Source organism: Chryseobacterium sp. CS2K3 (assembly GCF_059515185.1).
The window spans coordinates 30,813-54,364 of record NZ_JCAKRW010000001.1 but is presented as its reverse complement, the minus strand read 5'-3'; the positions used below and the strand labels follow the sequence as shown (position 1 = coordinate 54,364).

21 protein-coding genes are annotated in these 23,552 nt (G+C 34.7%); 13 read left to right on the top strand and 8 right to left on the bottom strand.

What is annotated here, in order from left to right; genetic code table 11:
* Positions 1 to 61: 61 nt before the first annotated feature.
* Complete coding sequence (locus AC5YGG_RS00235) at positions 62 to 1,348, top strand: citrate synthase (protein ID WP_034694713.1); 1,287 nt, start codon at positions 62 to 64, stop codon at positions 1,346 to 1,348.
* Positions 1,349 to 1,448: 100 nt separating this feature from the next.
* Here AC5YGG_RS00235 and AC5YGG_RS00230 read toward each other — a convergent pair whose 3' ends face one another.
* Entirely contained in the window at positions 1,449 to 1,613 is a 165-nt protein-coding gene (locus AC5YGG_RS00230) for a hypothetical protein (RefSeq protein ID WP_496142446.1), read from the bottom strand.
* A 289-nt stretch (positions 1,614 to 1,902) separates the two neighbouring features.
* On the opposite strand from AC5YGG_RS00230, the gene AC5YGG_RS00225 reads away from it, so the two are divergent.
* From AC5YGG_RS00225 to AC5YGG_RS00185, 9 genes are read left to right on the top strand one after another with little or no spacing between them, the layout of a single operon-like run.
* The gene (locus AC5YGG_RS00225; protein ID WP_496142445.1) at positions 1,903 to 2,817 is read left to right on the top strand and encodes a dimethylarginine dimethylaminohydrolase family protein; all 915 of its coding nucleotides are present in this window, start codon (positions 1,903 to 1,905) and stop codon (positions 2,815 to 2,817) included.
* A 59-nt stretch (positions 2,818 to 2,876) separates the two neighbouring features.
* A complete protein-coding gene (ctlX, locus tag AC5YGG_RS00220) occupies positions 2,877 to 3,800 on the top strand; it encodes a citrulline utilization hydrolase CtlX (protein WP_496142444.1) in 924 nt (307 codons plus the stop codon).
* 20 nt (positions 3,801 to 3,820) lie between these two features.
* On the top strand, positions 3,821 to 4,180 hold the full coding sequence (locus AC5YGG_RS00215) for an S-adenosylmethionine decarboxylase family protein (protein ID WP_496142443.1): 360 nt from the start codon (positions 3,821 to 3,823) through the stop codon (positions 4,178 to 4,180).
* Between the two features lie 43 nt (positions 4,181 to 4,223).
* Positions 4,224 to 5,648 (top strand): DUF4178 domain-containing protein, encoded by a 1,425-nt coding sequence (locus AC5YGG_RS00210; RefSeq protein ID WP_496142442.1) that lies wholly within the window; start codon positions 4,224 to 4,226, stop codon positions 5,646 to 5,648.
* A 4-nt stretch (positions 5,649 to 5,652) separates the two neighbouring features.
* A complete protein-coding gene (locus AC5YGG_RS00205) occupies positions 5,653 to 5,844 on the top strand; it encodes a hypothetical protein (protein ID WP_083190140.1) in 192 nt (63 codons plus the stop codon).
* Positions 5,845 to 5,857: 13 nt separating this feature from the next.
* Positions 5,858 to 6,073 (top strand): DUF350 domain-containing protein, encoded by a 216-nt coding sequence (locus AC5YGG_RS00200; RefSeq protein ID WP_065396003.1) that lies wholly within the window; start codon positions 5,858 to 5,860, stop codon positions 6,071 to 6,073.
* Complete coding sequence (locus AC5YGG_RS00195) at positions 6,066 to 7,580, top strand: polyamine aminopropyltransferase (protein ID WP_496142441.1); 1,515 nt, start codon at positions 6,066 to 6,068, stop codon at positions 7,578 to 7,580. The genes AC5YGG_RS00200 and AC5YGG_RS00195 overlap by 8 nt, the downstream gene beginning before the upstream one ends.
* Positions 7,555 to 9,144, top strand: coding sequence for an NAD(P)/FAD-dependent oxidoreductase (locus tag AC5YGG_RS00190; protein WP_496142440.1), 1,590 nt, complete (start codon positions 7,555 to 7,557; stop codon positions 9,142 to 9,144). Before AC5YGG_RS00195 ends, AC5YGG_RS00190 begins: the two co-directional genes overlap by 26 nt.
* Positions 9,145 to 9,151: 7 nt before the next feature.
* Positions 9,152 to 10,168: a hypothetical protein gene (locus AC5YGG_RS00185; protein ID WP_496142439.1), complete on the top strand. Its 1,017-nt coding sequence runs from the start codon at positions 9,152 to 9,154 to the stop codon at positions 10,166 to 10,168.
* A gap of 9 nt (positions 10,169 to 10,177) precedes the next feature.
* On the opposite strand, the gene AC5YGG_RS00180 is transcribed toward AC5YGG_RS00185, so the two are convergent.
* The 6 genes from AC5YGG_RS00180 to recJ all read right to left on the bottom strand — a co-directional run bounded on the left by AC5YGG_RS00180 (position 10,178) and on the right by recJ (position 18,750).
* The gene (locus tag AC5YGG_RS00180; protein WP_496142438.1) at positions 10,178 to 10,999 is read right to left on the bottom strand and encodes an alpha/beta hydrolase fold domain-containing protein; all 822 of its coding nucleotides are present in this window, start codon (positions 10,997 to 10,999) and stop codon (positions 10,178 to 10,180) included.
* A 111-nt stretch (positions 11,000 to 11,110) separates the two neighbouring features.
* The gene (locus tag AC5YGG_RS00175; RefSeq protein ID WP_496142437.1) at positions 11,111 to 13,369 is read right to left on the bottom strand and encodes a TonB-dependent receptor domain-containing protein; all 2,259 of its coding nucleotides are present in this window, start codon (positions 13,367 to 13,369) and stop codon (positions 11,111 to 11,113) included.
* Between the two features lie 43 nt (positions 13,370 to 13,412).
* Entirely contained in the window at positions 13,413 to 15,692 is a 2,280-nt protein-coding gene (locus AC5YGG_RS00170; protein WP_496142436.1) for a TonB-dependent receptor domain-containing protein, read from the bottom strand.
* A 242-nt stretch (positions 15,693 to 15,934) separates the two neighbouring features.
* Positions 15,935 to 16,273: a DUF3817 domain-containing protein gene (locus AC5YGG_RS00165; RefSeq protein WP_496142435.1), complete on the bottom strand. Its 339-nt coding sequence runs from the start codon at positions 16,271 to 16,273 to the stop codon at positions 15,935 to 15,937.
* 84 nt (positions 16,274 to 16,357) lie between these two features.
* Entirely contained in the window at positions 16,358 to 16,942 is a 585-nt protein-coding gene (nadD, locus tag AC5YGG_RS00160) for a nicotinate (nicotinamide) nucleotide adenylyltransferase (protein WP_496142434.1), read from the bottom strand.
* A 95-nt stretch (positions 16,943 to 17,037) separates the two neighbouring features.
* Positions 17,038 to 18,750, bottom strand: coding sequence for a single-stranded-DNA-specific exonuclease RecJ (recJ, locus tag AC5YGG_RS00155; RefSeq protein WP_496142433.1), 1,713 nt, complete (start codon positions 18,748 to 18,750; stop codon positions 17,038 to 17,040).
* Between the two features lie 109 nt (positions 18,751 to 18,859).
* Here recJ and AC5YGG_RS00150 point away from each other — a divergent pair, with 109 nt between their 5' ends.
* On the top strand, positions 18,860 to 19,672 hold the full coding sequence (locus AC5YGG_RS00150) for a M48 family metallopeptidase (RefSeq protein ID WP_496142432.1): 813 nt from the start codon (positions 18,860 to 18,862) through the stop codon (positions 19,670 to 19,672).
* A gap of 76 nt (positions 19,673 to 19,748) precedes the next feature.
* Here AC5YGG_RS00150 and AC5YGG_RS00145 read toward each other — a convergent pair whose 3' ends face one another.
* Positions 19,749 to 21,371, bottom strand: coding sequence for an ABC-F family ATP-binding cassette domain-containing protein (locus AC5YGG_RS00145; RefSeq protein WP_496142431.1), 1,623 nt, complete (start codon positions 21,369 to 21,371; stop codon positions 19,749 to 19,751).
* Positions 21,372 to 21,492: 121 nt separating this feature from the next.
* Between AC5YGG_RS00145 and smpB the strand changes: the two genes are divergently transcribed.
* On the top strand, positions 21,493 to 21,951 hold the full coding sequence (gene smpB / locus AC5YGG_RS00140) for an SsrA-binding protein SmpB (protein ID WP_047427948.1): 459 nt from the start codon (positions 21,493 to 21,495) through the stop codon (positions 21,949 to 21,951).
* A 77-nt stretch (positions 21,952 to 22,028) separates the two neighbouring features.
* Positions 22,029 to 23,540 (top strand): OmpA family protein, encoded by a 1,512-nt coding sequence (locus AC5YGG_RS00135; protein ID WP_496142430.1) that lies wholly within the window; start codon positions 22,029 to 22,031, stop codon positions 23,538 to 23,540.
* Positions 23,541 to 23,552 lie beyond the last annotated feature (12 nt).

The following is a 23,552-nucleotide window of genomic DNA, read 5'->3' as shown; positions in this document are numbered from 1 at the left end:
AAGCGATAATTTTTGTTTGCCGTATTTTATGGAAAGTAGTATATTTAAAAAAAAATAAATAATGTCAGACAACAAAGTAATATTGAATTACGACGGTAATTCATATGAATATCCAATCGTGGATAGTACTATCGGAGACAGAGGGATTGATATTTCAAAATTAAGAGACCAGACAGGTTTGATCACTCTGGATTTAGGTTACAAAAATACAGGAGCTACTATTAGCGACATCACTTACTTAGACGGAGATAAAGGAGAATTATTCTACAGAGGTTATCCTATCGAGCAAATTGCTGAGAAATCTAACTTCACAGAAGTAATGTATCTTTTATTACATGGAGAATTACCTACTCAGGATCAATTTACTTCTTTCGACAACAACATTAAAAAATATAACTTCATCGCAGACGAAATGAAAAAGATCATTGATGTTTTTCCTCGTTCTGCTCACCCTATGGGAGTTCTTTCTTCTATGACTTCTGCTTTGACAGCTTTCAACCCGAAAGCCGTTAACGTAAACTCTAAAGAAGAAATGGATCACGCTGCTGAGCTAATGATCGCTAAGTTCTCTCACCTTTGTGCTTGGACTTACAGAAAAACTCAAGGTTTACCATTAAACCACGGGGATAACAACCTAAACTATGTAGAGAACTTCTATAAAATGGCATTCAGATTACCAAATGCTGATTTCGAAATCGATCCGGTAGTTGTAAATGCATTAGATAAATTATTAATCCTTCATGCTGACCACGAACAAAACTGTTCTACTTCTACTGTAAGAATGGTAGGTTCTGCTCATACAGGTCTTTTTGCTTCTATCTCTGCTGGGGTATCTGCACTTTGGGGACCACTTCACGGTGGTGCTAACCAGGCTGTAATCGAAATGCTTGAGCTTATCGAGAAAGATGGTGGTGATGTATCTAAATATGTGGCTAAAGCTAAAGACAAAGGAGATAGCTTCCGTCTAATGGGATTCGGACACAGAGTATACAAAAACTTCGATCCAAGAGCAAAAATCATCAAGAAAGCTGCTGATGATATCCTTAAAGCATTAGGTATCCAGGATAAAGCTCTTGATATTGCAATGCAGTTAGAAAGAGTAGCACTTGAAGATGAGTACTTCGTAGAAAGAAAACTATATCCAAATGTAGATTTCTATTCAGGTATCATCTACAGAGCTCTGGGAATTCCTACTGAAATGTTTACAGTAATGTTTGCATTAGGAAGACTTCCAGGATGGATTTCTCAGTGGAAAGAAATGAGATTGAAAGGAGATCCAATCGGAAGACCAAGACAGGTTTACCAAGGTGCTCAGGAAAGAAACTATATCGATATTGCAAGCAGATAATATTTGCTTTTACCATATCAAAATCCCAAAGCTTGCTTTGGGATTTTTTATTTTTACAGTATTATAAAATAAAACCTGCTTAAAAAGCAGGTTATTGTTTTTATGGACACTGGCATCTATCACATGTCCAGATATAGCATTTTCCATTTTGGTCCCATTCACAACATCTTCTTGCTGTTGAAATAGGAGCACCGCCCATTACAGACTTCTGTTGATCTCTTCCAAGTTTTTGTGCGTTTTTCAGCACTGAATTGTTTTTAGTCATGATTTTGATTTTTGATGTTAATAGTTAAGTTTTAAAGATATAATTTCGCGAAAATTATATCACTAAGATAGGAATTTAAATTATAAAAATATCTGTTTTGTTGTACTTATATAGATGAAATATAGTAGGTTGTAGTTATTTGTATATACTCAGTACTGTAGATGGCGTGATAAAGGGGAAAATTTTCTAACGAAGGTCTACTAAAGCCATTAAAATTAATATATAAAACAAAGCAAAAGTTTTATAGGTAGAGACCTTTACTTATATTTGTAGTATTGCATAAATCTTTATGAGACTAAACATTAAAAACGAAACGGGTAGGCTGAAGTCTGTAGTACTAGGTCAGCCTAATTCATTGGGACCGGTTCCCACACTAGAGGAAAGTTATGACGCAAAGTCATATTACTCAATCGAACATAATATTTATCCCAAAGAAGAGGATATCGTTAATGAAATGAACGCTTTTGAAGCTGTTTTAAAAAAGTATGACGTTGAAGTGTTGCGTCCAAGTATCATTGAGGATTATAATCAGGTATTCTCAAGAGATGTAGCGTTTGTAATTGATGATAAGATGATCATTTCAAATGTGATCGCAGACAGAGCAGATGAGCAGGAAGCGTACAAAAGCGTTTTTGAAAAAGTAGCATGGAGAAAAATTATTAACCTTCCGGAAACAGCACATATCGAAGGTGGAGATGTTATCGTATGGAATGATTTTATTTTCATCGGAACCTGCTTCAGTGAAGATTACAGAAACTATAAGACGGCAAGAACCAATGAGTATGCCATCGAAATCTTAAAAGAATACTTTCCCAAGAAAAGAATTATTGATCTTGAACTGAAAAAAAATGATAAAGTTCCGTTTGAAGGAATTCTTCATTTAGATTGTACATTCAATCCAGTAGGAGAAGACAAATGTATTATTTACAAAAACGGATTTGTAGACGAAAGTGATTACCGTTTAATTATTGATATTTTCGGAGAAGAAAATTGTTTCCACATCAATGATGAAGAAATGTTTGAAATGTTCCCGAATATCTTCTCTATATCTCCTGATATAGTAGTCTCGGACAAAGCATTTACCAGAATGAACAATTACTTAAGAAACGAATGGGGAATGACTGTTGAAGAAATTCCTTACAGAGAGATCTCTAAAATGGGAGGCTTGCTGAGATGTTCTACAATGCCGCTTGTAAGAGAGTGATAGGGTTGTAGAGTGGTAGTGTAGGAGAGGTTTAAATCTTTAATTTTTAATTCAAAAAAATGCAAACAACAGATACAGTATTAATGATAGAACCGATTGCATTCGGTTATAATGCAGAAACTGCAAAAAATAATTATTTTCAGGTAGAACAGACAGGTTCTGATATTCAGTCAAAAGCATTAGCTGAATTCAATACTTTCGTTGGAAAACTTAGAGAAAAAGGAGTTAATGTAATCACTATTAAAGATACATTAGATCCTCATACTCCGGATTCAATTTTTCCAAATAACTGGGTAAGCTTCCATAAAGACGGAAAAGTAGTTTTATATCCTATGTTCGCTTCCAACAGAAGAGTGGAAAGAAGAGACGATATTCTTGAAAGCATCAAAGCTCAGGGATTTGATATTACTGAAATAGATGACTGGTCTTTCCCGGAAACACAGGGACATTTCCTTGAAGGAACCGGAAGTATGATTTTCGACCACGATAATAAGATTGCTTATGGTTCTGTTTCTTTAAGGCTTGACGAGAATTTATTCAGAGAATTCTGTGAGAAATATGGTTTTACACCTATCGTTTTCCATTCTTATCAGACAGTAGGTACGGAGAGGCTTCCAATTTATCATACCAACGTAATGATGTGTGTCGCTGATCAATTTGTAGTTATTTGTCTTGACTGTATCGATGATGAACTGGAAAGAGAAAAAGTAATAGAAACGATTAAAAATTCAGGTAAGGAAATCGTTGAAATCTCAGAAGAACAAATGCAGCAGTTCGCAGGAAATATGCTTCAGGTTCAAAATAAAGAAGGTAAAAAGTTTCTGGTAATGAGCCAAACTGCTTATCAGTCTTTAACATCAGAACAGGTTTCAGCTATTGAAAAATACTGCGAAATTATTTATTCAGACCTTAATACTATTGAAGTAAATGGAGGTGGAAGTGCAAGATGTATGCTTGCCGAAGTATTTCTTCCGAAAAAATAATATATTTACGAAAAAATTAATTGAACCCATTATCAAATAAAGGTTTACATATTCTTCTGACTTTGGAAACGGAGTCAGAAGATTTGTTAATAGACAGCAACAGTTTCCTTGCATTTACAGAGAAGATGCTGGAAACTAAAGAAGTGGAAATCGTAGGGATTACCAATCATATTTTTGAGAATCAAAGTTTTACTTCGGCGGTTTGCCTTAAAGAATCACATCTTTGCATCCATACATGGCCGGAGTTTAAAGAGCTTACCTTTGATGTATTTCTTTGTAATTATACTCAAGACAATACAGCAAAAGTAGAGCAGATTGCTGATGAAGTAGTTCAATATTTTAAAGCTAATACCATTCAGAAACACAAAATTTACAGATAAAATGGATCACATTTGTCCCATTTGTAAAACCAATAACAATCAGATGGCAATTAATTTTGCCATTGAAGAATTTATCTGCAGTCATTGTAAAAATCTCATTTCATCAGAAGGAATCTCTGTTAAGAAAAAGAAGATCAAAGAACCTGTAGAAAATGTTGTATTGGAAATAGGGCGTAAAGGCATACTTTACGGTACAGAATATTGGGTGATCAATATTGTCATCAAAAAATACGGTTTAGATACCTTTTGGCGGGAATATACCTTGAAAGATCGTACGGGTAATAATATTTATCTAAGCGAAAGTGACGGGCATTGGATTCTTCTTCGTGAGGGAGACTTTAAATTGACAGAATATCAATATTATGTTGAAGTTGGAGGAAAAAACTATAGATGGTACGAAACAACTCCATGTACCGTTCATGCTGCATCCGGCTTTTTTGAAGATAAGCTTTCGCTTGGATTAGCTACCTATAAAGAATATGTAAACGGGACAGAAATGGTTTCCTGTGAGCAATACGGAAATGAATTTCAGTTTTTCAAAGGAAATCATATTTCAAAATCTGTAATAAAAAGAGCTTTTGGAATTACAGGTATGCCGTTCTATACAGGAATAGGGATTGTACAGCCTTTTTATTATAATGTCAAGCAATGCATCAATATCATGGCAATTACAGCTTTATTGATATGCTTACTTCAGCTTTATACCGTTACATCCAGAACTAACCAGACCGTATTTGAGCAGACAATAGCTTTTGAAGATGTGAATGACAAAGAACTGGTGAGCAAAAGCTTTAATCTCTCAGGAGGTTCTGCTCCGCTAAAAGTAAATCTTTTCTCTGATGTGGATAATTCTTGGGCAAATGTAGGACTTGGGCTAGTGAATGAAAAAACCAATGAAGTGATTTATGCTACCAAAGATATTGAACGTTACTCAGGTTTTGAAGATGGAGAAAGCTGGAGCGAGGGAAGCCAGAACGAAAATTTCAATATGTGTGGTATTCCTCAGGGAACCTATCATTTTATTGTATCAGCAGAAAAGGAAGGCGGAAGTAAAAATCCGTTCCAGTCGGGATACAGACCTGAAAATGGAGATTTCTCTGTTATTCAAAATACAACAGGAACTTTCTTTCTTAAAAATGATAAAGATAAAAGTGTTGAAACTTTTACAGATAAAGAGTCTTTGAAAAATGAAATCATATCGAGAACAGGGCTTCAGAATACTGAAAAAGAAATGAGTAAAATGGATTCCATACTTGTGAATATGCCTCTTAGTTATGATTATACAGCCAATGGTGAGAAAAACTTAAGTGTTAATATAAAAGCTACCTGGTTACCGGTTTCCTTTTGGAATTTTGGTATCGTGATCTTCATTCTGGCTTTGTTTACCGTAGCAAGTTATATCGCTAAAAGTATTTTTGAAAGCAGTAAATGGAACAATAGTTCAAATTCACCTTATTCTACTAATTAAAGCGATGGAAAGATTAATTAATTACATCAGAGACAACTGGATGCTCTTTGCCATCGGAGGATTTTTCTTAGGATGGTTCGTTTATCTGACATTTACAGGAAATCAATTCTGTGATTGTGCAAAAACAGAAAACTATCGGGACGGTACCACAAGAAGCCATTCCAGAGCAGGATTTTACAGATACTATCATAAATAAAAAAATTAAAACTATGGACAATATTAATCTAATACCTATATTCAATTCAGTTTTGTACTCATTCTTAGGAATTGCTATTTTACTGATCTGTTATTTCATCATTGAAAAATTAACGCCGGAAAAAACATGGCATGAGATCGCTCAGAATAAAAATATTGCTTTGGCTATCGTTTTCGGGGCATTTATCATCGGTATTTCAATGATTATAAGCGCTGCAATTCATGGATAAGAAGAGGATTCCTCTTGAGCTACTTTTACTGTTTTCTGTTTTTGTCATTGCGACATGTGGATTGATCTATGAACTGGTGGCGGGTGCATTGGCAAGTTATCTTTTGGGAGACTCTGTCAAACAGTTTTCCTTTATCATTGGCGTTTACCTGTTTTCTATGGGAGTAGGTTCCTACCTGGCAAAATTCATCAAGGGAAACCTTATTGATAAGTTCGTGGAAATTGAAATTCTGGTAGGAATTGTAGGTGGAATAAGTTCCGTGGTATTATTTATATTATTCAATACGCTGGCTCATTTTGAGGCAGTTCTTTATCTCTTTGTCTTCTTTACCGGATGCTTGGTGGGAGTGGAAATTCCTTTATTGATGAACATTCTTAAAGACAGAATCGGATTCAAAGATCTGGTATCAAATGTTTTTGCTTTTGACTATATCGGGGCACTTTTAGCTTCAATCTTATTTCCATTGGTGCTTATTCCACATCTTGGAATTGTAAAAACACCTTTATTCTTTGGATTGATCAATGTTTCAATTGCAATCTTTCTGTGTTTTTATCTTAAAAAGGAATTGTCAAAGCCAATATTTTTAAAGATAAAATCTATCGGAGCCTTTGTTTTTCTTCTCGTTCTGTTTATCTTTTCGGATACCATACTTTCTTATTCTGAGGAAAAGCTATATGGCGAAAATATTGTTTACACGAAGAGCTCTCCTTATCAAAGAATTGTTTTGACGAGAAATAACAGGGAATTCAGATTATATTTAAATAACAACTTACAGTTTTCTTCTACCGATGAATACCGTTATCATGAAGCATTGGTACATCCTGCGATGTCAATGGCTAAGAATATTGATAATGTTCTGATCTTGGGCGGCGGCGATGGTTTTGCCGTTCGTGAAGTTTTGAAGTATAAAGAAGTAAAAAAAATAAAGCTCGTAGATCTTGACGGAGAAATGACAGATTTTTTTAAAACAAATGAAACAATGCGAAAGCTGAATCAAAGTTCATTATCAAACTCCAAGGTGGACGTTATCAACAAAGATGCTTATATCTGGGTCAAGGAGAACAAGAAAAAATATGATGTCATTATTATAGACTTTCCGGATCCTTCCAACTACAGCTTAGGAAAACTATACTCATTACAATTTTACAAAGAACTTGAAAGACTGACAACTCCGGAAACTAAAATTGTAGTTCAAACGACATCGCCTTACTTTGCTCCAAAATCTTTTTGGTGTATAGAAAAAACAATGAACCAGATTTTCCCTTTTACATCAGCATACCATACCTATGTACCATCATTTGGAGAATGGGGATTTTCAATGGCTTCATTTGAGCCTGCCAATAATAAGATTTACAGGAGAATTCCTAATCTAAAGTATTATGACTACGATTTCTCACAATTATCTTACTTTAATAAAGATATGAAAGTCAATGATGTTGAAGTTAATCGTCTGGATAATCAGATATTAGTTCGTTATTTCGATGAAGAGTGGGGAAAAGTACAGTAGGAAAGATTTCCTGAAAACATTACTATTAGGTGGCATGATACTTCCTTTTCTGCAATACTGCGGAAAGAAGGTGAAGTCTCTGTTGCTGAAAATAACCGGAACCGATCATGTTTTGGGGCATAAACTATGGGCTAAGGATTTTCCACAATTTTCAGAAGTTATCCACACAAAGTATCTTATTGTAGGTGGTGGAATCTCCGGACTTTCTGCATGCAGGTTTTTTAATCAGAATAATGAGAAAGATTATCTTCTGCTGGAAATGGAAAACCATATAGGAGGAAATTCCTCAAACGGACAAAATAAGTTTTCAAAATTTCCTTTGGGAGCTCATTATTTACCTTTACCCAATAAAGAAAATACGGAAATCATCGAATTTCTAACAGAATGCGGAATCTGCCAGGGAACCGATGAGACCGAAGAACCTATTCTGGATGAATATCAGATGACTTTTCCACAGCAGGAAAGACTTTTTTATAAAAACTCGTGGCAGAACGACATCGTTCCTCAGAAAGGAATTACAGCTGAAATTCAGAAAGAGTTTAATCGTTTCTTTAAATTGATGGACGAAATGCGTCAGAAGAAAGATGTTCTTGGAAATTATTGGTTTGCGATTCCTGTTCATGATTCCAGTAAGGAAGATGAAGCAATAAAGCTGGAAAAGATTCTTTTTAAAAACTGGTTGAAAGAACACGATTATAAGTCTGAGGAGCTGCTTTGGCTGCTGGACTATTCCTGTAGAGATGATTACGGATTAGGAATTGATTACGTTTCAGCTTGGGCTGGGATTCATTATTTTGCAGGAAGGAAAAACAACTGGAGTAAGAAATATAAAGATCAGGTTTTCACTTGGGCGGAAGGAAACGCAAGATTAACAAAGCATTTCGAAAAATATACGGAAGACAAGAAATTATCCGGACATTTGGTGTTTGATGTAAAGATTAATGATAAAGTTGAGGTATTAAGTTTTGATAATACCGCGAAGAAGACAAAGAAAATCATTGCAGAGAAGGTTTTACTTGCAACGCCACAATTTGTGAATGAACGAATTTTAAATCATAAAAAAGCAGCTTCTTTTCAATATGTTCCGTGGCTTTTAACAACTGTAACCTTAAAGAATGAATTTGGCGGAGATGAAGAACTGGCGTGGGATAATGTCATTTATGGATCGTCAGGTTTAGGGTATATTTATGATCAGCATCAAAACCTTAACCAGATTATGGGTGAGAAAGTAATTACTTATTACAGAAGCTTTTCTACCAGTGATTGTAGAAAGGCAAGGAAGAAGTTGTATTCCATGAAAGAAGCAGAACTGAAAACTTTAGTTTTGGATGATCTGAAAAAAGCGCATCCACTGATTGAAGACTTTATTCTTGAAATGCAGTTCCATAAGATAGGACACGCGATGATTGCTCCCATTCCTGATCAGATTTTTGGAGAAAAAACGAAAGGTGCTAAAGAATCTATTGAAGGAAAAATTTTCTTTGCTCACTCAGATCTTTCAGGAATTTCTATTTTTGAAGAAGCTTTTTATCAGGGGCTCAGAACAGCCCGAGAAATGATGTAAAACGTATATGAAACAACCTTGGATACATAATGCAAAAACAGATTGGTGGTTTATTCTATCTCCTCCATTTTTGGTATTGCTGATTATTTTTTTGTTTCAGAAACAGATTCAGGGATTGGAAGATCATTATTCCTTTTATACATGGCTGCTGCTCATTGTTTTTGTAGATGTAGCTCATGTATATTCCACTTTGTTTAAGACTTATTTTGTGAAGGCAGAAGTGCAGAAACGAAAGTTATTATACTTTGGAATTCCTGTTATAAGTTGGGTATTGGGAATTGCTTTATTTCAGTTTGGAAGCCTGACGTTTTGGTCTGTCCTGGCTTTGATTGCTGTTTTTCATTTTATACGTCAACAGTACGGTTTTATGAGAATTTATGCACGTTTTGAACCTAATAATTGGAGCAAGAGAATAGATGAGGTTGCCGTTTATGCTGCTACCATTTATCCGATGTTATATTGGTTTAAAACCCCGCGAGCTTTTACCTGGTTTGTGGATAATGAATTTGAATGGTTTAAAAACCTTCCGGATTATGTTAGTTTTATTACTGTTCTGTATGTGATTATTCTTGCGGCTTGGGTTACTAAGACAATTGTAGGAACTTTTAAGACCAAGTCATTTAATATTCCTAAAACAGCTCTCATTTCAGGAACATTCCTTTCCTGGTATTTTGGAATTATATATTTTAATAATGACCTGCTTTTCACTTTCCTGAATGTTGTTTCCCACGGAATTCCTTATATAGCCTTAGTCTATATCCGTGAAATAGAACAGAAAGGCAATCATCAATTAAATTGGATGAAAATCTTTAAATCCTTTTCAGGAATCTTCCTGTTTGTAGGTATTATTTTATGCTTTGCCCTTTTGGAAGAATTTTTATGGGAAACCCTTGTCTGGAATGAACACTTTTCACTAGATTTTACTGTCTCAGAGCATTTATTACAGTTTTTAGTCCCTTTACTGGTAGTTCCACAGCTTACTCATTATCTTTTGGATGGATTTATCTGGAGAAAACCTCACTGAAAGGATCTTTTATTGATCAATTCTCTTTAGAAATGACTCAATTTTATTCATAAGAAAAATATTATTTGGCTTTTTATCCCAATCCAAATGACCTCCGTTAAATTCATAAGATTCATGGATAATATTATTTTTAGTAAATACCGAATCTAAAATTTTATTCTGGCTTAGAGGAATTACATTATCTGACGTCCCGTAGTAGGAAAGCGTAGGAGATGATTTTGTTGTAATCCAATGAACTGGACTTGCAAATTCAATTGTTGATGTACCGATAGGTAATATTTTAGGATCAATCAAATGTTTTTCTACAAAAGAATATTCATTATATTTTTTAAATCCAGAATCGGAAAGATCTGCCGGACCTACAATATTAATAACAGCTTTTACATTTTTATCATGATCAAAATGATGAGAGTAAAGCATCGACAAATGCCCACCGGCACTATTTCCTAAAAGAATCAGTTTGGGAGTGTAAGTAAGCTTTTTCTTCAATAGAGAAATTACTTCTTGTATATCATTTGTTTGATTGGGAATACCATATTGCCGGGTAGAAGCTAGTCTGTAATTCATATTGACAAAAATATGATCAGGAAATTTTTCCATCATAGAAAGTGTGAAGAATGTAAGTTGAGACTTATTTCCACCATGCCAGCCTCCACCATGAATAATAATGAAGACATCTCTTTGTTTTTGAGATTTTACATCCGGAACATACAAATCAAGCGTTTGATCTTCATTGCTTCCGTAAGAAATATTTTCCTCTTTATTAAAGTTGATACTATTGCCAATCGTTATTTTCTTCTTTTTACATGCTGTGAAAAGAAAAATGAGCATGACGGTTATAATGTGGACTAAACTTTTTTTCATACAATTAAAGATAAAAAACCTGCCAATAAATCAACAGGTTTGGATACAAAATAATTTGAATATGAAGAAAGATAGTTTCTATCTTGTTCTGCTTTTGATAGAATCAGAAGCACCTTCGATGTCCCTTACTTTTTTAAGTTTTTTATTCCCGAAGGTATAAGTAAGACTTAAAGTCACGTTTCTTTGATATCGGTTCTGGTGGATATAATTGTAATTTCCATTGGTCTGATAATCATCGATTTCTACAATATTGGTTTTTAAAATATCATTGGCATTCAGAGCAAAGGTCCAGTCGTTCCAGTTTTTCTTAATGCTTATATCAAGACTTGCTAAACTACGGATCTGACCCAGTTCTACCTGTTGCTTATCGATGTAAAAGAAATTCACTCCTAGGAACCATGATTTTGCTTTATCAAGACGGATGGTATTGTTCGTCTGAATCAAAAGACTGGTAGAATTTATCGTATTATTGTAAATAAGAGGCTTTCCTTCCTCATCTACAAATCGATCACCTGTAGTAGGGTCCATATCCAGGCTTCCGTTATTTCTGTTATGTTGAGCTCCAATGCTGAAATTGGTAGTCCAGTACTGTTTGAAGAATGATTTTTGGATTCCAATCATTGCAGACATTTCCTGCTTATCTCCAAAATTCGTTCTGATATATCGTAAAGCAAGATTTTTTCCTACCTCTCCATTAGGGTGTTTAGGATATCCCTGCAAAGGAACCTGAGTAATAACATCCTTAATATATGAATGATTTAAAACCACAAAATATGAATTCTTATACATGTACATCAACTCTTGATTATAATTTGTAGAAGCCTTTACAAAGGGATTGTTCTGAGTATAATTATTATCTGTAAGCTTATTCTTTACAGGGTTGATCTCCCAGAAACTTGGTCTTCTCATTCTGCTTGAAAAAGAGTAGGAGATATTGTTTTTATCATTAATAGAATAATTAAGACTCAAATAAGGAAGAAAATTATTGTAGTTTCTTTCAATTCTTTTAAGATCTTCTACCCCTGCAGGCGGGTTGTCCGAAGTTCCTAAACTGTTGGTAATCTCATATCTTGCACCCACTTTTCCGGAAAATTTATCTGAAAACTTCTTTTCAGCGGTCAGATAAAATCCATAAATGTTCTCATCATAGATAAAATGGTTAGGCTTACGCTCAATTGTCGTTATAGAATCATAAAAATAGGTGGTATTTTTGGTATCATTATCAGTTTTAGTTTTATTATAGTTTCCTCCCACAGAAATTGTAAGGTCATTTTTAAATTTCTGAATATAATCTACCATTCCTGAAAAATTGTTGATAACCTGAGGGAGTTCCTGAAACAGCTGAATAGATTTATCTTTTACAGTTCGGTTGACATCAGACTCAAAAGTATTGTTGTCTGTAAACTGAAATCTTTTATAATTCAGATAAGCTGCATTTACGTTCAATTTACTGCCTAAAGAATCTGTTTTTAGCTCATAATTCAAATTCAGGGAATTATTATAAGATCTGGAATCCTCTTTATTTTTAGACCAATTGTAAAAAGTTCCTTCTTTATTGACGATTGTATTAAATAGATTTACAGTAGAGTTGTAGCTTTTATTTGCCCAGGTGTTCCAAGATAATGCTAAGTTGCTGTTATCATTTAGCTGGTAATCAATATTCAGATAACCACCAATATTTTTATTAGGATCATCAATATCACCGGTTGATTCATTGGATGCTTTGTCGCTGCTGTTTTTCAGAGTGTAAGTTTGAGCCTCAATATTCTCACCACCACTAAGGCTGGCACTTATTCCCAGCTTGTCCTTTCTGTAATTAGCTGAAAAGCTTGCCTGGCTCCCGTTGTATTTAGCTTGGGTATTTGAAAACCTCATATTTCCGTTAAGACCATCACTCATCTTTTTCTTTAAAACGATATTGATGATTCCGTCTGAAGATTCCACTTGATATTCACTTCCGGGAACTGTGATCACTTCAATTTTCTGAATATTCTCTGCCGGAGTGTTTTTCAGGAATTGTGCCAAAGATTCAGCATCCATATTGGATTTTCTTCCGTTGATAAAAATGAGAACATTGTTTTTCCCCGCAATTTTCAATGTTTTATCATCTGTTGAAGATAATAACGGAGTCTGTTTCAATAGATCAAACGTAGTATTTCCTTTCGCAACAGGAGAAGCCGAAACATCATAAACCAGACGGTCACTTTGTTTTTTGAATACCTGTTTGGTGATCGTAATACCCTCAATATTTTTGGTTTTTGTCGTGTCAGATTTCTTTTCCTGAGCAAAAGCGCAGGTTCCGAAGATGACAGCTATTGACAAAAGAATACGTTTCATGTTGTTTGCTTTAAGAGTGGTTAAGTGAAGTAAGTTTTATAGATTAGGTTCTTGATTTTACAGCATCGTTCGCTGATTTCATTTCCCTTGCTTTTTTAAGTTTCTGATTTCCGAAATTATAAGTAACGCCAATGCTTATTAATCTTGGATAATTGAAATTCGTAATATTATTATACTTTCCGTTGGGCTGTATTCCGTTTACTCTGTAATACCCTTGGTTGAACAGGTCATTAGCTTCCGCAAGAATCGTCCAGTCACCTATAATTTTCTTCAGACTGATATCTACACTCTGTCTTACACCAATTGTTCCGCCTTCCATTGCTACCTTACTTCCGAAGAAATAATTTACCCCCAGGAACCAATCCTTTTTCGAAGAAAGACGAATAGTGTTGTTGATGGTAGCAGACATATTATAGTTTTTAACATCAACAATATAAGGTTCAAGTTCCTCGGTTTCATATTCTCCCAGCTGAGAAGTCGGATCTTCCCAAACTCCTCCGGAGTAAGTAACATATCCAAGATTGACAGAATAGTTGGTAGTCCAGATATCTTTGAACCATGATTTGTTCATTCCAAGCGTTAAGCTAAGCTCTCTGTTTTTACCATAATTAGTTCTGATGTATCTTAAAAACCTTGTTGTCTCCATGATCATATTTCCCAGCTCATCATACATGATCTTTCCGTTCTCATCTCTTTTAGGCTTCGTTAAAGTCCCTTGTAAAGGAAGCAGATCAGAAGCTGCGGCATCTTCCACCATATTAAAACTCAGGTTGGCATAAAATGCATTTTTATACATATAATTAAGCTCCTGATTATAGAACTTGGCAGCCAATACAAAAGGATTATTCTGAGTATAATTGCTTGGTGTAAAATAAGTTCTGGAAGGATTCAGTTCCCAGAATCTTGGTCTTCTCACTCTGCTGGAGAAAGTATAGCTTAGATTATGATCCGAATTGATCGCGTAATTTAAATTCAGGTAAGGAAGAATATTATTGTAATTTCTTTCAAAAGATGTTTTTCCAAGGATATCCCCGTTACTTCTTGTCATTTCATATCTGGCACCTACCTTTCCGGATAACTTTTCAGTCAGCTTTCTTTCATAGTTGATGTAAAGACCTAAAATATTTTCTTTATAAATGAAATGATTGGTCTGTTTTGTATCCATTACAAACTCATCATTCTCCAGTCTGTCCTGTCTTGTATCATTATCGGTATTCGTATGATTATAGCTTATTCCCATTAACCATGTAGCACCTTTAGATGTTTTTTTCAGATAATCTATGTTCGCTGCATAGTTATTGATGATTTGCGGAACAGATTGTCGCAAAGCAGAATATTTTGGTTGCTCCTCTTCCTTCTTATTTTTATCTATATACAAAGGAAAGCTCTCATTGAAACTTACTTTGTCTCTGTTAAACCATAGATAAGAAACATTCGATGTAAGCTTGCTTCCTAATGAATCCGTTTTTAATTCATAATTTAAATTAAAAGAGTGATTTCTGGTTTGTGCATCTTCATTATTAACCGTTCTATCCATCAATATTCCGTTTTGATAATTAGTCATATCCAGAATAGAATTGAAACTCTTGTTATATCTCATATTGTATGAAAGCCCGAGACTTTGATTTTTACTGATCTCGTAATCAACATTAAACCCGCCGCCAAAATTTTTATTCGGATCATCATTATATCCATAAGACTCATTTCTGAAAGTAGAGTCCCCGTTGGAAAGAGTATACTTCTGTCTGTCTGTCCAGCTTCCCATTCTGAAATTAGAATTTCCGGACCATTTTCCCTGTCTGAAATTGAAAGAAGCTCCTGCAGAAGGATTGTTATAATAAGCCTGCTCATTCTGCATTTTCATCGTCCCATTATACCCATTATTTTTATTCTTTTTCATCACAATGTTAATGACTCCTTCTTTAGATTCTACCTGAAACTCACTGCCCGGAACAGTAATTACCTCAATCTTCTGGATATCTTCTGATGGAGTAGACTTCAGCATTTCAATTAATGCCTCAGAATCCATATTCGTCTTTTTATTATTGATATAAATTACCGCATCAGACTTCCCAAGAATCTTTAGTGTTTTTCCATCAATACTGGAAATCATTGGTGTTTGCTTCAGAAGATTAAAAGTATTTGTTCCTTTAGCAATGGGAGAGGCGGCAACATCATATACAAGACGATCACCTTGTTTTTTGAAAACCTGCTTCTTGATATTGACAGTCTCAATGGAATTTACCTTCAAACTATCTTTTTTCTGCTGTGCAGTTACAAGTCCTGTGAAAAATAGAGCTGCAATGAGAATTTGAGTTTTCATGATTATTATATTTTAGTTAATAGTTGGTATGGTTTGTTATTTAACATTACAAAGATATATAATAAATATAGTATCATGCAATACAAAGTACTTAAAAATATTTTTAATTAATTGTAATTAGTTGATTTTCAATTACTAAAAATTTACATTAAAATATTGATTGCTTGACCTTTCTGTATAATAAGACAACTGTAACAATAATTTTGTTACAGCAAAAGTTGAAATTTTATGAAAAAAATAAATTATTCTCTATCGAATTGAGCCAGTTTTTTATCTACCCATACCGTAGCAAAAGGGAAAAACGCAGCTAATAAAGCAAAAACAAAATCTTCATCATCCCAATTGTAAATTTTTCTTGCAGGAATGCAAAGTAAAAGATAAAGTGTAAAAAATAACCCGTGTAAACTACCAATGACACTAATGAAAATAATGGAATAAAGATTTTCATCATAACGAATCCAGATCATTGCAACACAATACAATAAAACACATGAAATGGCTTCCGCAAGACAAATCTGTTTAAACCATTTGATGAGTTTTTCCTGAGAGTATTTTGAAAAGAATTTTTCGATGAAGTTCATTTTTATAGAAATAAGTTGAGAATCAGAAAGTAAGAGTCTTTCTCTAACTTTCAGTTTTTAATCTCTATTTTTGGTTTTGCAAAATTACTTATAAAAGTTACTTCCATCCAAATATTCAAAAACTTCAGGCGGTAACATGGGTCTTACATTTTTACCATCCCTGATCATATTTCGGATTTCCGTAGCCGAAAGTTCTATTACCGGAGCTTTAATCATAGAAATATTCTCATGTTGCAAATACTCAGAATCTTTCTTTTCACCTTCAAATACCCGTGGGTAGACAATGATATGATGATTTTTAATCAGAGTTTCAAAATTTTTCCATTTGTGAAGGCTATCCAGATTATCCTCACCCATGATCAGACTGAATGAATAGTCAGGATATTTTTCATGAAGATAAGTGAGCGTATCAATCGTGTAGCTCGGCTTAGGAAGGGAAAATTCTACATTGGAAGCTCTCATATTCGGATAATTCTTTACAGCAAGCTGCACCATATCAAGCCGGTTATGATCTTTCAAAAGCGATTTTTTATCCTTAAAAGGGTTTTGTGGACTTACCACAAACCACAATTCATCCATATCCGAATTTTCAAGAATATAATTTGCTAAAATAAGATGTCCAATATGTATTGGATTAAAAGATCCGAAAAAGAGACCGATTTTTTTCATTTTGTAAAGTAGAAGCTAATAACTTATCGCAGGTAAAAGTTAGATGATTTCAGGCTTGCAGGAAATTAAGATTTTTGGTTTTTACCTGTAATCTATTAATCTCTAAATTGTACATCCTTTATATTAAGATAATGAGTAACATTGCCTTTCCAATGATTTTCTTCAAGGGTAAAAGCAAGATCAAAGTTTTTATTTTTAAAATCCTCTACAAACTGCCCAAGTTTGAACCCTACACATTCAATGTTTCGTCCTGTAGATTCCTGCTTAATATAAAACTTAAGATGGTTATTGTCCTTTCCCATAGTCTTTACATATCCTGAAAGCTTTTGATTGGTCAATGTAAAAATAGGCTTCATATTATGCGGACCAAATGGTGCAAGTTTTCTGTGAAAATTGATAAACTCTCTGTTGATATCATCAATTTTAATTTCAGAATCAATCGTGATAGAAGGTTCTTTTTGATGCTCCTTAATTTTTTCAGAAACAATTCTTTCAAACTTTTCTTTGAAAGCAGCAAACTTTTCTTTTTCCATTGATAGTCCGGCAGCAGCATGATGTCCACCGAATTTCAGGAAGTATTCAGAACATAAATCAAGCGCTTCGTGAACGTCAAAATCAGAAACCGATCTTGCAGAAGCTACCATTTCTCCATTATTTCCATCAGTGAAAACCAGAGTAGGCTTATAATAAGTTTCAATAAGTCTTGAAGCTACAATCCCGATTACTCCTTTATTCCATTCAGGATGATAGACAATTGTAGTATGCTTGGTTTCCTGTTGAGATTCTATAATTTGATTCAATGCGGAAAGAGTAGAGTTCATATCCAGCTCACGTCTTTCATCGTTGAGGTTCATGATGTCGTCTACAATCTGATGGGCATGTTTCAGATTATCAGAAACCATAAGCTCTACCGCAGCTTTACCATGAGAGATTCGTCCAGCAGCATTTATTTTGGGTGCAATTTCAAAAACAATATTAGAAATTTCAAAATGAGAAAGTTTATCCTCAGGGATCAATAATCTTAACCCAAGATTTCTTGTCTTTCTAAGCGTTTTCAATCCCATTTTTGCCAGCACTCTGTTTTCTCCGGTCATTGAAACAATATCCGCAGCAATAGAAATAGCAAGAAGATCCGTCAGTTCAAATAATTCTGCTTCCGGAAGTTTATAAATTGTATTAAGACCCTGGCAAAGCTTAAAGCCTACACCACAGCCGGAAAGTTCTTTGAAAGGATATCTGCAGTCACTTCTTTTAGGATCCAGAACTGCAGCAGCATTTGGAATTTCCTCACCCGGAAGGTGATGATCACAGATAATAAAATCTATTCCCAGATTACTTGCATAGTTAATCATATCCAAAGCCTTGATTCCACAATCTAAAGCAATGATTAATGAAAAACCATTCTCTTTGGCAAAATCAATTCCCTCTGTAGAAATTCCATATCCTTCAGAATTTCTGTCCGGAATATAATAATCAAGGTATTTTTTCTCAACAATTTTGCTGAGGTAAAGGTACATTAAGGCAACTGCTGTGGTTCCGTCCACATCATAGTCTCCATATACCAATATTTTTTCTCCATTTTCAATTGCAGTCGCAATACGCTCTACAGCTTTTTGCATATCTGCCATTAAAAACGGACTGTGTATATCGTTAAGGTTTGGTTTGAAAAATTCTCTCGCCTTCTGATAATTGTCAATTCCCCTTAGAACGAGAAGTTTAGATTCAAAAGTACCAAAACCAAGTGACGAACTTAGTCCGTCCACAACTTCCTCATCGGGTTCGGGCTTGTAAATCCATTTTTGACTCATGTTCACAAAAATAAGGAAAAAAAATAGCATTTGGAACGGATCGAGAATGAAGTTTTGACTTAATAATTGTTAAAAAATGGCTATCTTCGTGCTCCAAATTTAAATGACTATGAAAAAAATTATCGTATGCCTGGCATTTTTAGGCGCAATGAATTCTATCAGTGCACAGAAAATTAATCTCGGTAAAGCTGTAGGAATAGTTTCTAATGGTGCAAAAGCTTTAACTTTTACAAACGAAGATGCTATTAAATTATCCAAAGAATCAGTAGATTGGATGGATAAAAATAATCCTGTAGCAGGACCGAAAGATCCTTATACCGTAAGATTGAACAAACTGTTTGGAAAGCACAAATCACAAGACGGGCTGAATTTAAACTACAAGGTTTATAAAGTGAAAGATATCAATGCTTTTGCTTGTGCAGACGGAAGTGTACGTGTATTTTCTTCTCTGATGGATATCATGACAGATAATGAATTACTTGCTGTAATTGGTCACGAGATTGGTCACGTTAAAAATGAAGATACGAAAGATGCTATGAAATCTGCTTATCTTAAAGCAGCAGCTTTGGATGCAGCATCATCTGCTTCTAACGCGGTAGCTACTCTTAATGACAGTCAGGTTGGGAAGATGGCTAATGCATTCTTAGACGCTTCTCACAGCAAAAAACAGGAATCTGAAGCTGATACATACTCATATGATTTTATGAAAGCTAATAAATATGATGTAGTAGGAGCTTATACAGCTTTTAAGAAATTAGCTTTATTGTCACAGGGAAGTACGCAAACAGGTTTTGAAAAAATGTTTAATTCTCACCCTGATAGCGAAAAAAGAGCTCAGGCAATTAAGAAGAAAGCTGAGAAAGATGGGTTATGGAAAGACCCGGGAACCGTAGCTATTCCGACAACGAAACTTACAAAATAATTATTTTATTTATTGTTTAAACGAAAATACCTCAAAGCATCGCTTTGAGGTATTTTTATATGATCATGTAATCAGATTAAGAATACATTTTTTCTCTTAATTCCTTTACTTTTTTGTCAGCAAGGTATTCGTCATAAGTCATTTCTCTGTCGATGATTCCGTTTGGAGTCAACTCGATGATTCTGTTACAGACTGTTGACAACATTTCGTGGTCATGAGACGCCAGTAAAAGATTACCTTTAAAGTTAGACAATGAGTTGTTCAATGTCGTGATACTTTCAAGGTCTAGGTGGTTAGTAGGTTCGTCTAATAATAGAACGTTTGCTTTCTGAAGCATCATTCTACTGAACATACATCTCATTTTTTCACCCCCAGAAAGTACTTTACAAGATTTTAACGCTTCATCACCTGAGAATAGCATTCTTCCTAAGAATCCTCTTACGAATTCCTCGTGACGCTCTTCATCATTCTTCGTAAACTGTCTTAGCCAGTCAACAAGGCTTAGATCTTCCTGGAAGAAATTAGTATTGTCTAAAGGCATATGAGACTGGTTTGTAGTAACTCCCCAAGCAACTGTTCCTTTGTCAGCTTCAACATTTCCAGCCAAAATTTCAAAAAATTCAGTAATAGCTAAAGAGTTTTTTGAAAGTACTGCTACTTTATCTCCTTTTTTAAGATTTAAGTCAATATTAGAGAATAATAATTCTCCATCTTTAGTCTTCTCAAGACCTTTTACATCAAGAATCTGATCTCCCGCTTCTCTTTCCATTTCGAAAATGATTGCTGGATATCTTCTTGAAGAAGGTTTAATATCGTCAATGTTTAATTTGTCGATCATTTTCTTTCTTGCAGTAGCCTGTTTAGCCTTAGCAACGTTAGAACTGAATCGAGCAATGAAGTCCTGAAGTTCTTTTTTCTTTTCTTCAGCTTTCTTGTTAGCCTGAGCTCTTTGTCTTGTAGCTAATTGAGATGCCTGGTACCAGAAAGAGTAGTTCCCTGTATAAAGGTTAAGCTTAGAATAATCTAAGTCACCAATGTGCGTACAAACCGTATCTAAGAAGTGACGGTCGTGAGATACCACGATTACTGTATTTTCATAATCAGCAAGGAAATCCTCTAACCAAGAGATTGTATCAATATCAAGGTCGTTGGTAGGCTCATCCAGAATCAAAACATCAGGATTACCGAAAAGTGCCTGAGCCAAAAGAACCTTTACTTTGTCTTTGTTCTCAAGTTCACTCATCATCTGCCAGTGCATATCATCACTGATTCCTACGTTAGAAAGCATGGTTTGTGCATCGGACTCAGCAGTCCATCCACCCATTTCATCATAGATTACACCCAGCTCTCCTGCTTTAATTCCATCTTCATCGGAGAAATCTTCTTTTGCGTATAACGCATCCATTTCCTCCTTTATTTCAAATAATTTTTTGTTACCTCTTAATACAGCTTCAAGAACAGTATACTGATCATATGCAAAGTGATCCTGCTCCAAAACTGACATTCTTTTTCCTGGTTCCAAAGATACGTGTCCAGTTGTAGGATCCTGCTTTCCTGTTAATATTTTAAGGAATGTAGACTTTCCCGCACCGTTTGCTCCGATAATCCCGTAGCAGTTTCCTTTGGTAAACATAATATTTACCTCGTCAAAAAGAACTCTTTTCCCGAATTGTAAAGATAAGTTAGATACTGTTAACATATAGTTTTGTAAATTTGGCGCAAAAATACAAAAAGAATTTGGGTATTTCGTAATATTATAATAGTCAAGTTTTTAAATGTATCGTATTTTTTATATATTTCATTAACGAAATTTTAAAATGATGAAGATTGAAAAAACAGTTAATATATTAAATAAAAGAGCTCGCTTTGAGTATGAAATTCTTGAAGAGTATGAAGCGGGAATGGTTTTGACGGGTACAGAAATAAAATCTTTACGATCTTCCAAAGCATCTATCACTGAATCCTTCTGTCAGTTTATTGATGGGGAATTATACATCATTAATATGATGATTGATGAGTATAAATTGGGAACTTTTTACAACCATAAAACAAAAAGGGAACGGAAATTGCTCTTGCACAAAAAAGAATTGCAAAAACTTGAAAAAAAGTTAAAAGATGCAGGGAACACGATTATACCTTTAAAATTATATATCACTGATCGAGGTAAAGCAAAGGTGCTGATAGCGCTTGGTAGAGGGAAAAAGCTTTTCGATAAAAGAGAGGCGATAAAAGATAGAGAAAATAAACGGAACCTGGACAGAATATTAAAGAAAAGTTAAAAATCATTTGAAAAACTTTGTATATAAAGAAAAATTATATTTATTTTGCATTATCAATTATTTAATCATTTAATTCTATGAAAAATCTAAAATTAGGAATTTCAGCATTGGCGCTTACTGTTGCCTCTACTGTTTTCGCTCAGACTACCAACAATCCGTGGTTAATCGGAGTTGGTGCTCATGCAGAAAACCACGTAGCAGCAAGATCTAAGTTCAGTAATACGTTCTCTGCTAACAATTTGACTAAGAATGTGTTCAATGTGAACAACTATTCTATTACACCTCCATTATCTAAGTTAACAGTTGCTAGAAACATTGGTAAAGGTTTAGTTATTGACTGGCAGACTTCTGTTGGAAATGTTGAAAACAAAAGATTCAACATGGGGAAAGAATTTTTCCTAATGACAGGTATTGGTTTCCAGGCTAAAGCAGCAGGTCTTTTATGGAACGAAGAATCTTGGTTTGATCCATATTTAAGAGTTGGTGCTAACTATTTAAGACATGACTACACAGGACAATCTTTCCCTGCAAACGGGCTAGATGCTAATGGTAATGTATTAGATTATAGCGTTGCTAACGGAAAAGATGGTAACGAGGCTGGAAAAGCTAACCACTTTGCAGTATCTACAGGTGCTGGTGCTAACTTCTGGGTAACTAAAAACTTCGGTCTTGGTATTCAAGGAGATTATGTATCAACTCCAGGGGATCATTCTACTGTTGCTAACTTCTGGCAAGCTTCTGCATCTATCTTATTCAGATTCGGAAACAGAGATAGAGATAAGGATGGTATCTTAGATAAAGATGACCTTTGTCCTGATACTCCAGGATTACCAGAATTCCAAGGATGTCCAGATACTGACGGAGATGGAGTTCCAGATAAAGACGATCAATGTCCAGACGTAGCTGGTCCAGTTGAAAACAACGGTTGTCCTTGGCCAGATACAGATGGTGATGGTGTTATCGACAAAGATGATGCTTGTCCTACAGTAGCAGGTCCTGCTGAAAACAACGGTTGTCCTTGGCCAGATACAGACGGTGACGGTATCTTAGATAAAGATGATGCTTGTCCTACTGTTCCAGGTCTTCCAGAATACAACGGATGTCCTAAGCCAAAAGAAGTTACAGCTACTGATGTTGAAAAGAACCTTAAGAGTGTATACTTTGATTTCAACAAAGCTACAATCAAGCCTGAATCTAAAGGAGCTCTAGATACTGCTTCTGAAATCATTAAGAAAGATGGTGGTAGATTCTTATTAGTTGGAGAAACTGATAAAAAAGGAAGTGATGCTTACAACTTGAAATTATCTAAAGAAAGAGCTGCTTCTGTAGTTGCTGCTTTAGACGCTAGAGGTGTAGATGTTAACGCATTAAAATCAGTAGGTATTGGTGAGCAAAATGCTAAAGTTGCAGAATCTGCATCTGATGCTGAAAGACAAGCTGATAGAAAAGTAACTGTTAGATACATTGGTGATGACAGTGAATGGAACAAATATCAAAAATCTGATGTTGCTCCAGCAAAAAAAGCTACTAAAAAAGCTACTAAAAAAGCTCCAGCTAAGAAAAAAGCTGCTGCTAAAAAGAAAAAATAATTAATTTTTCTA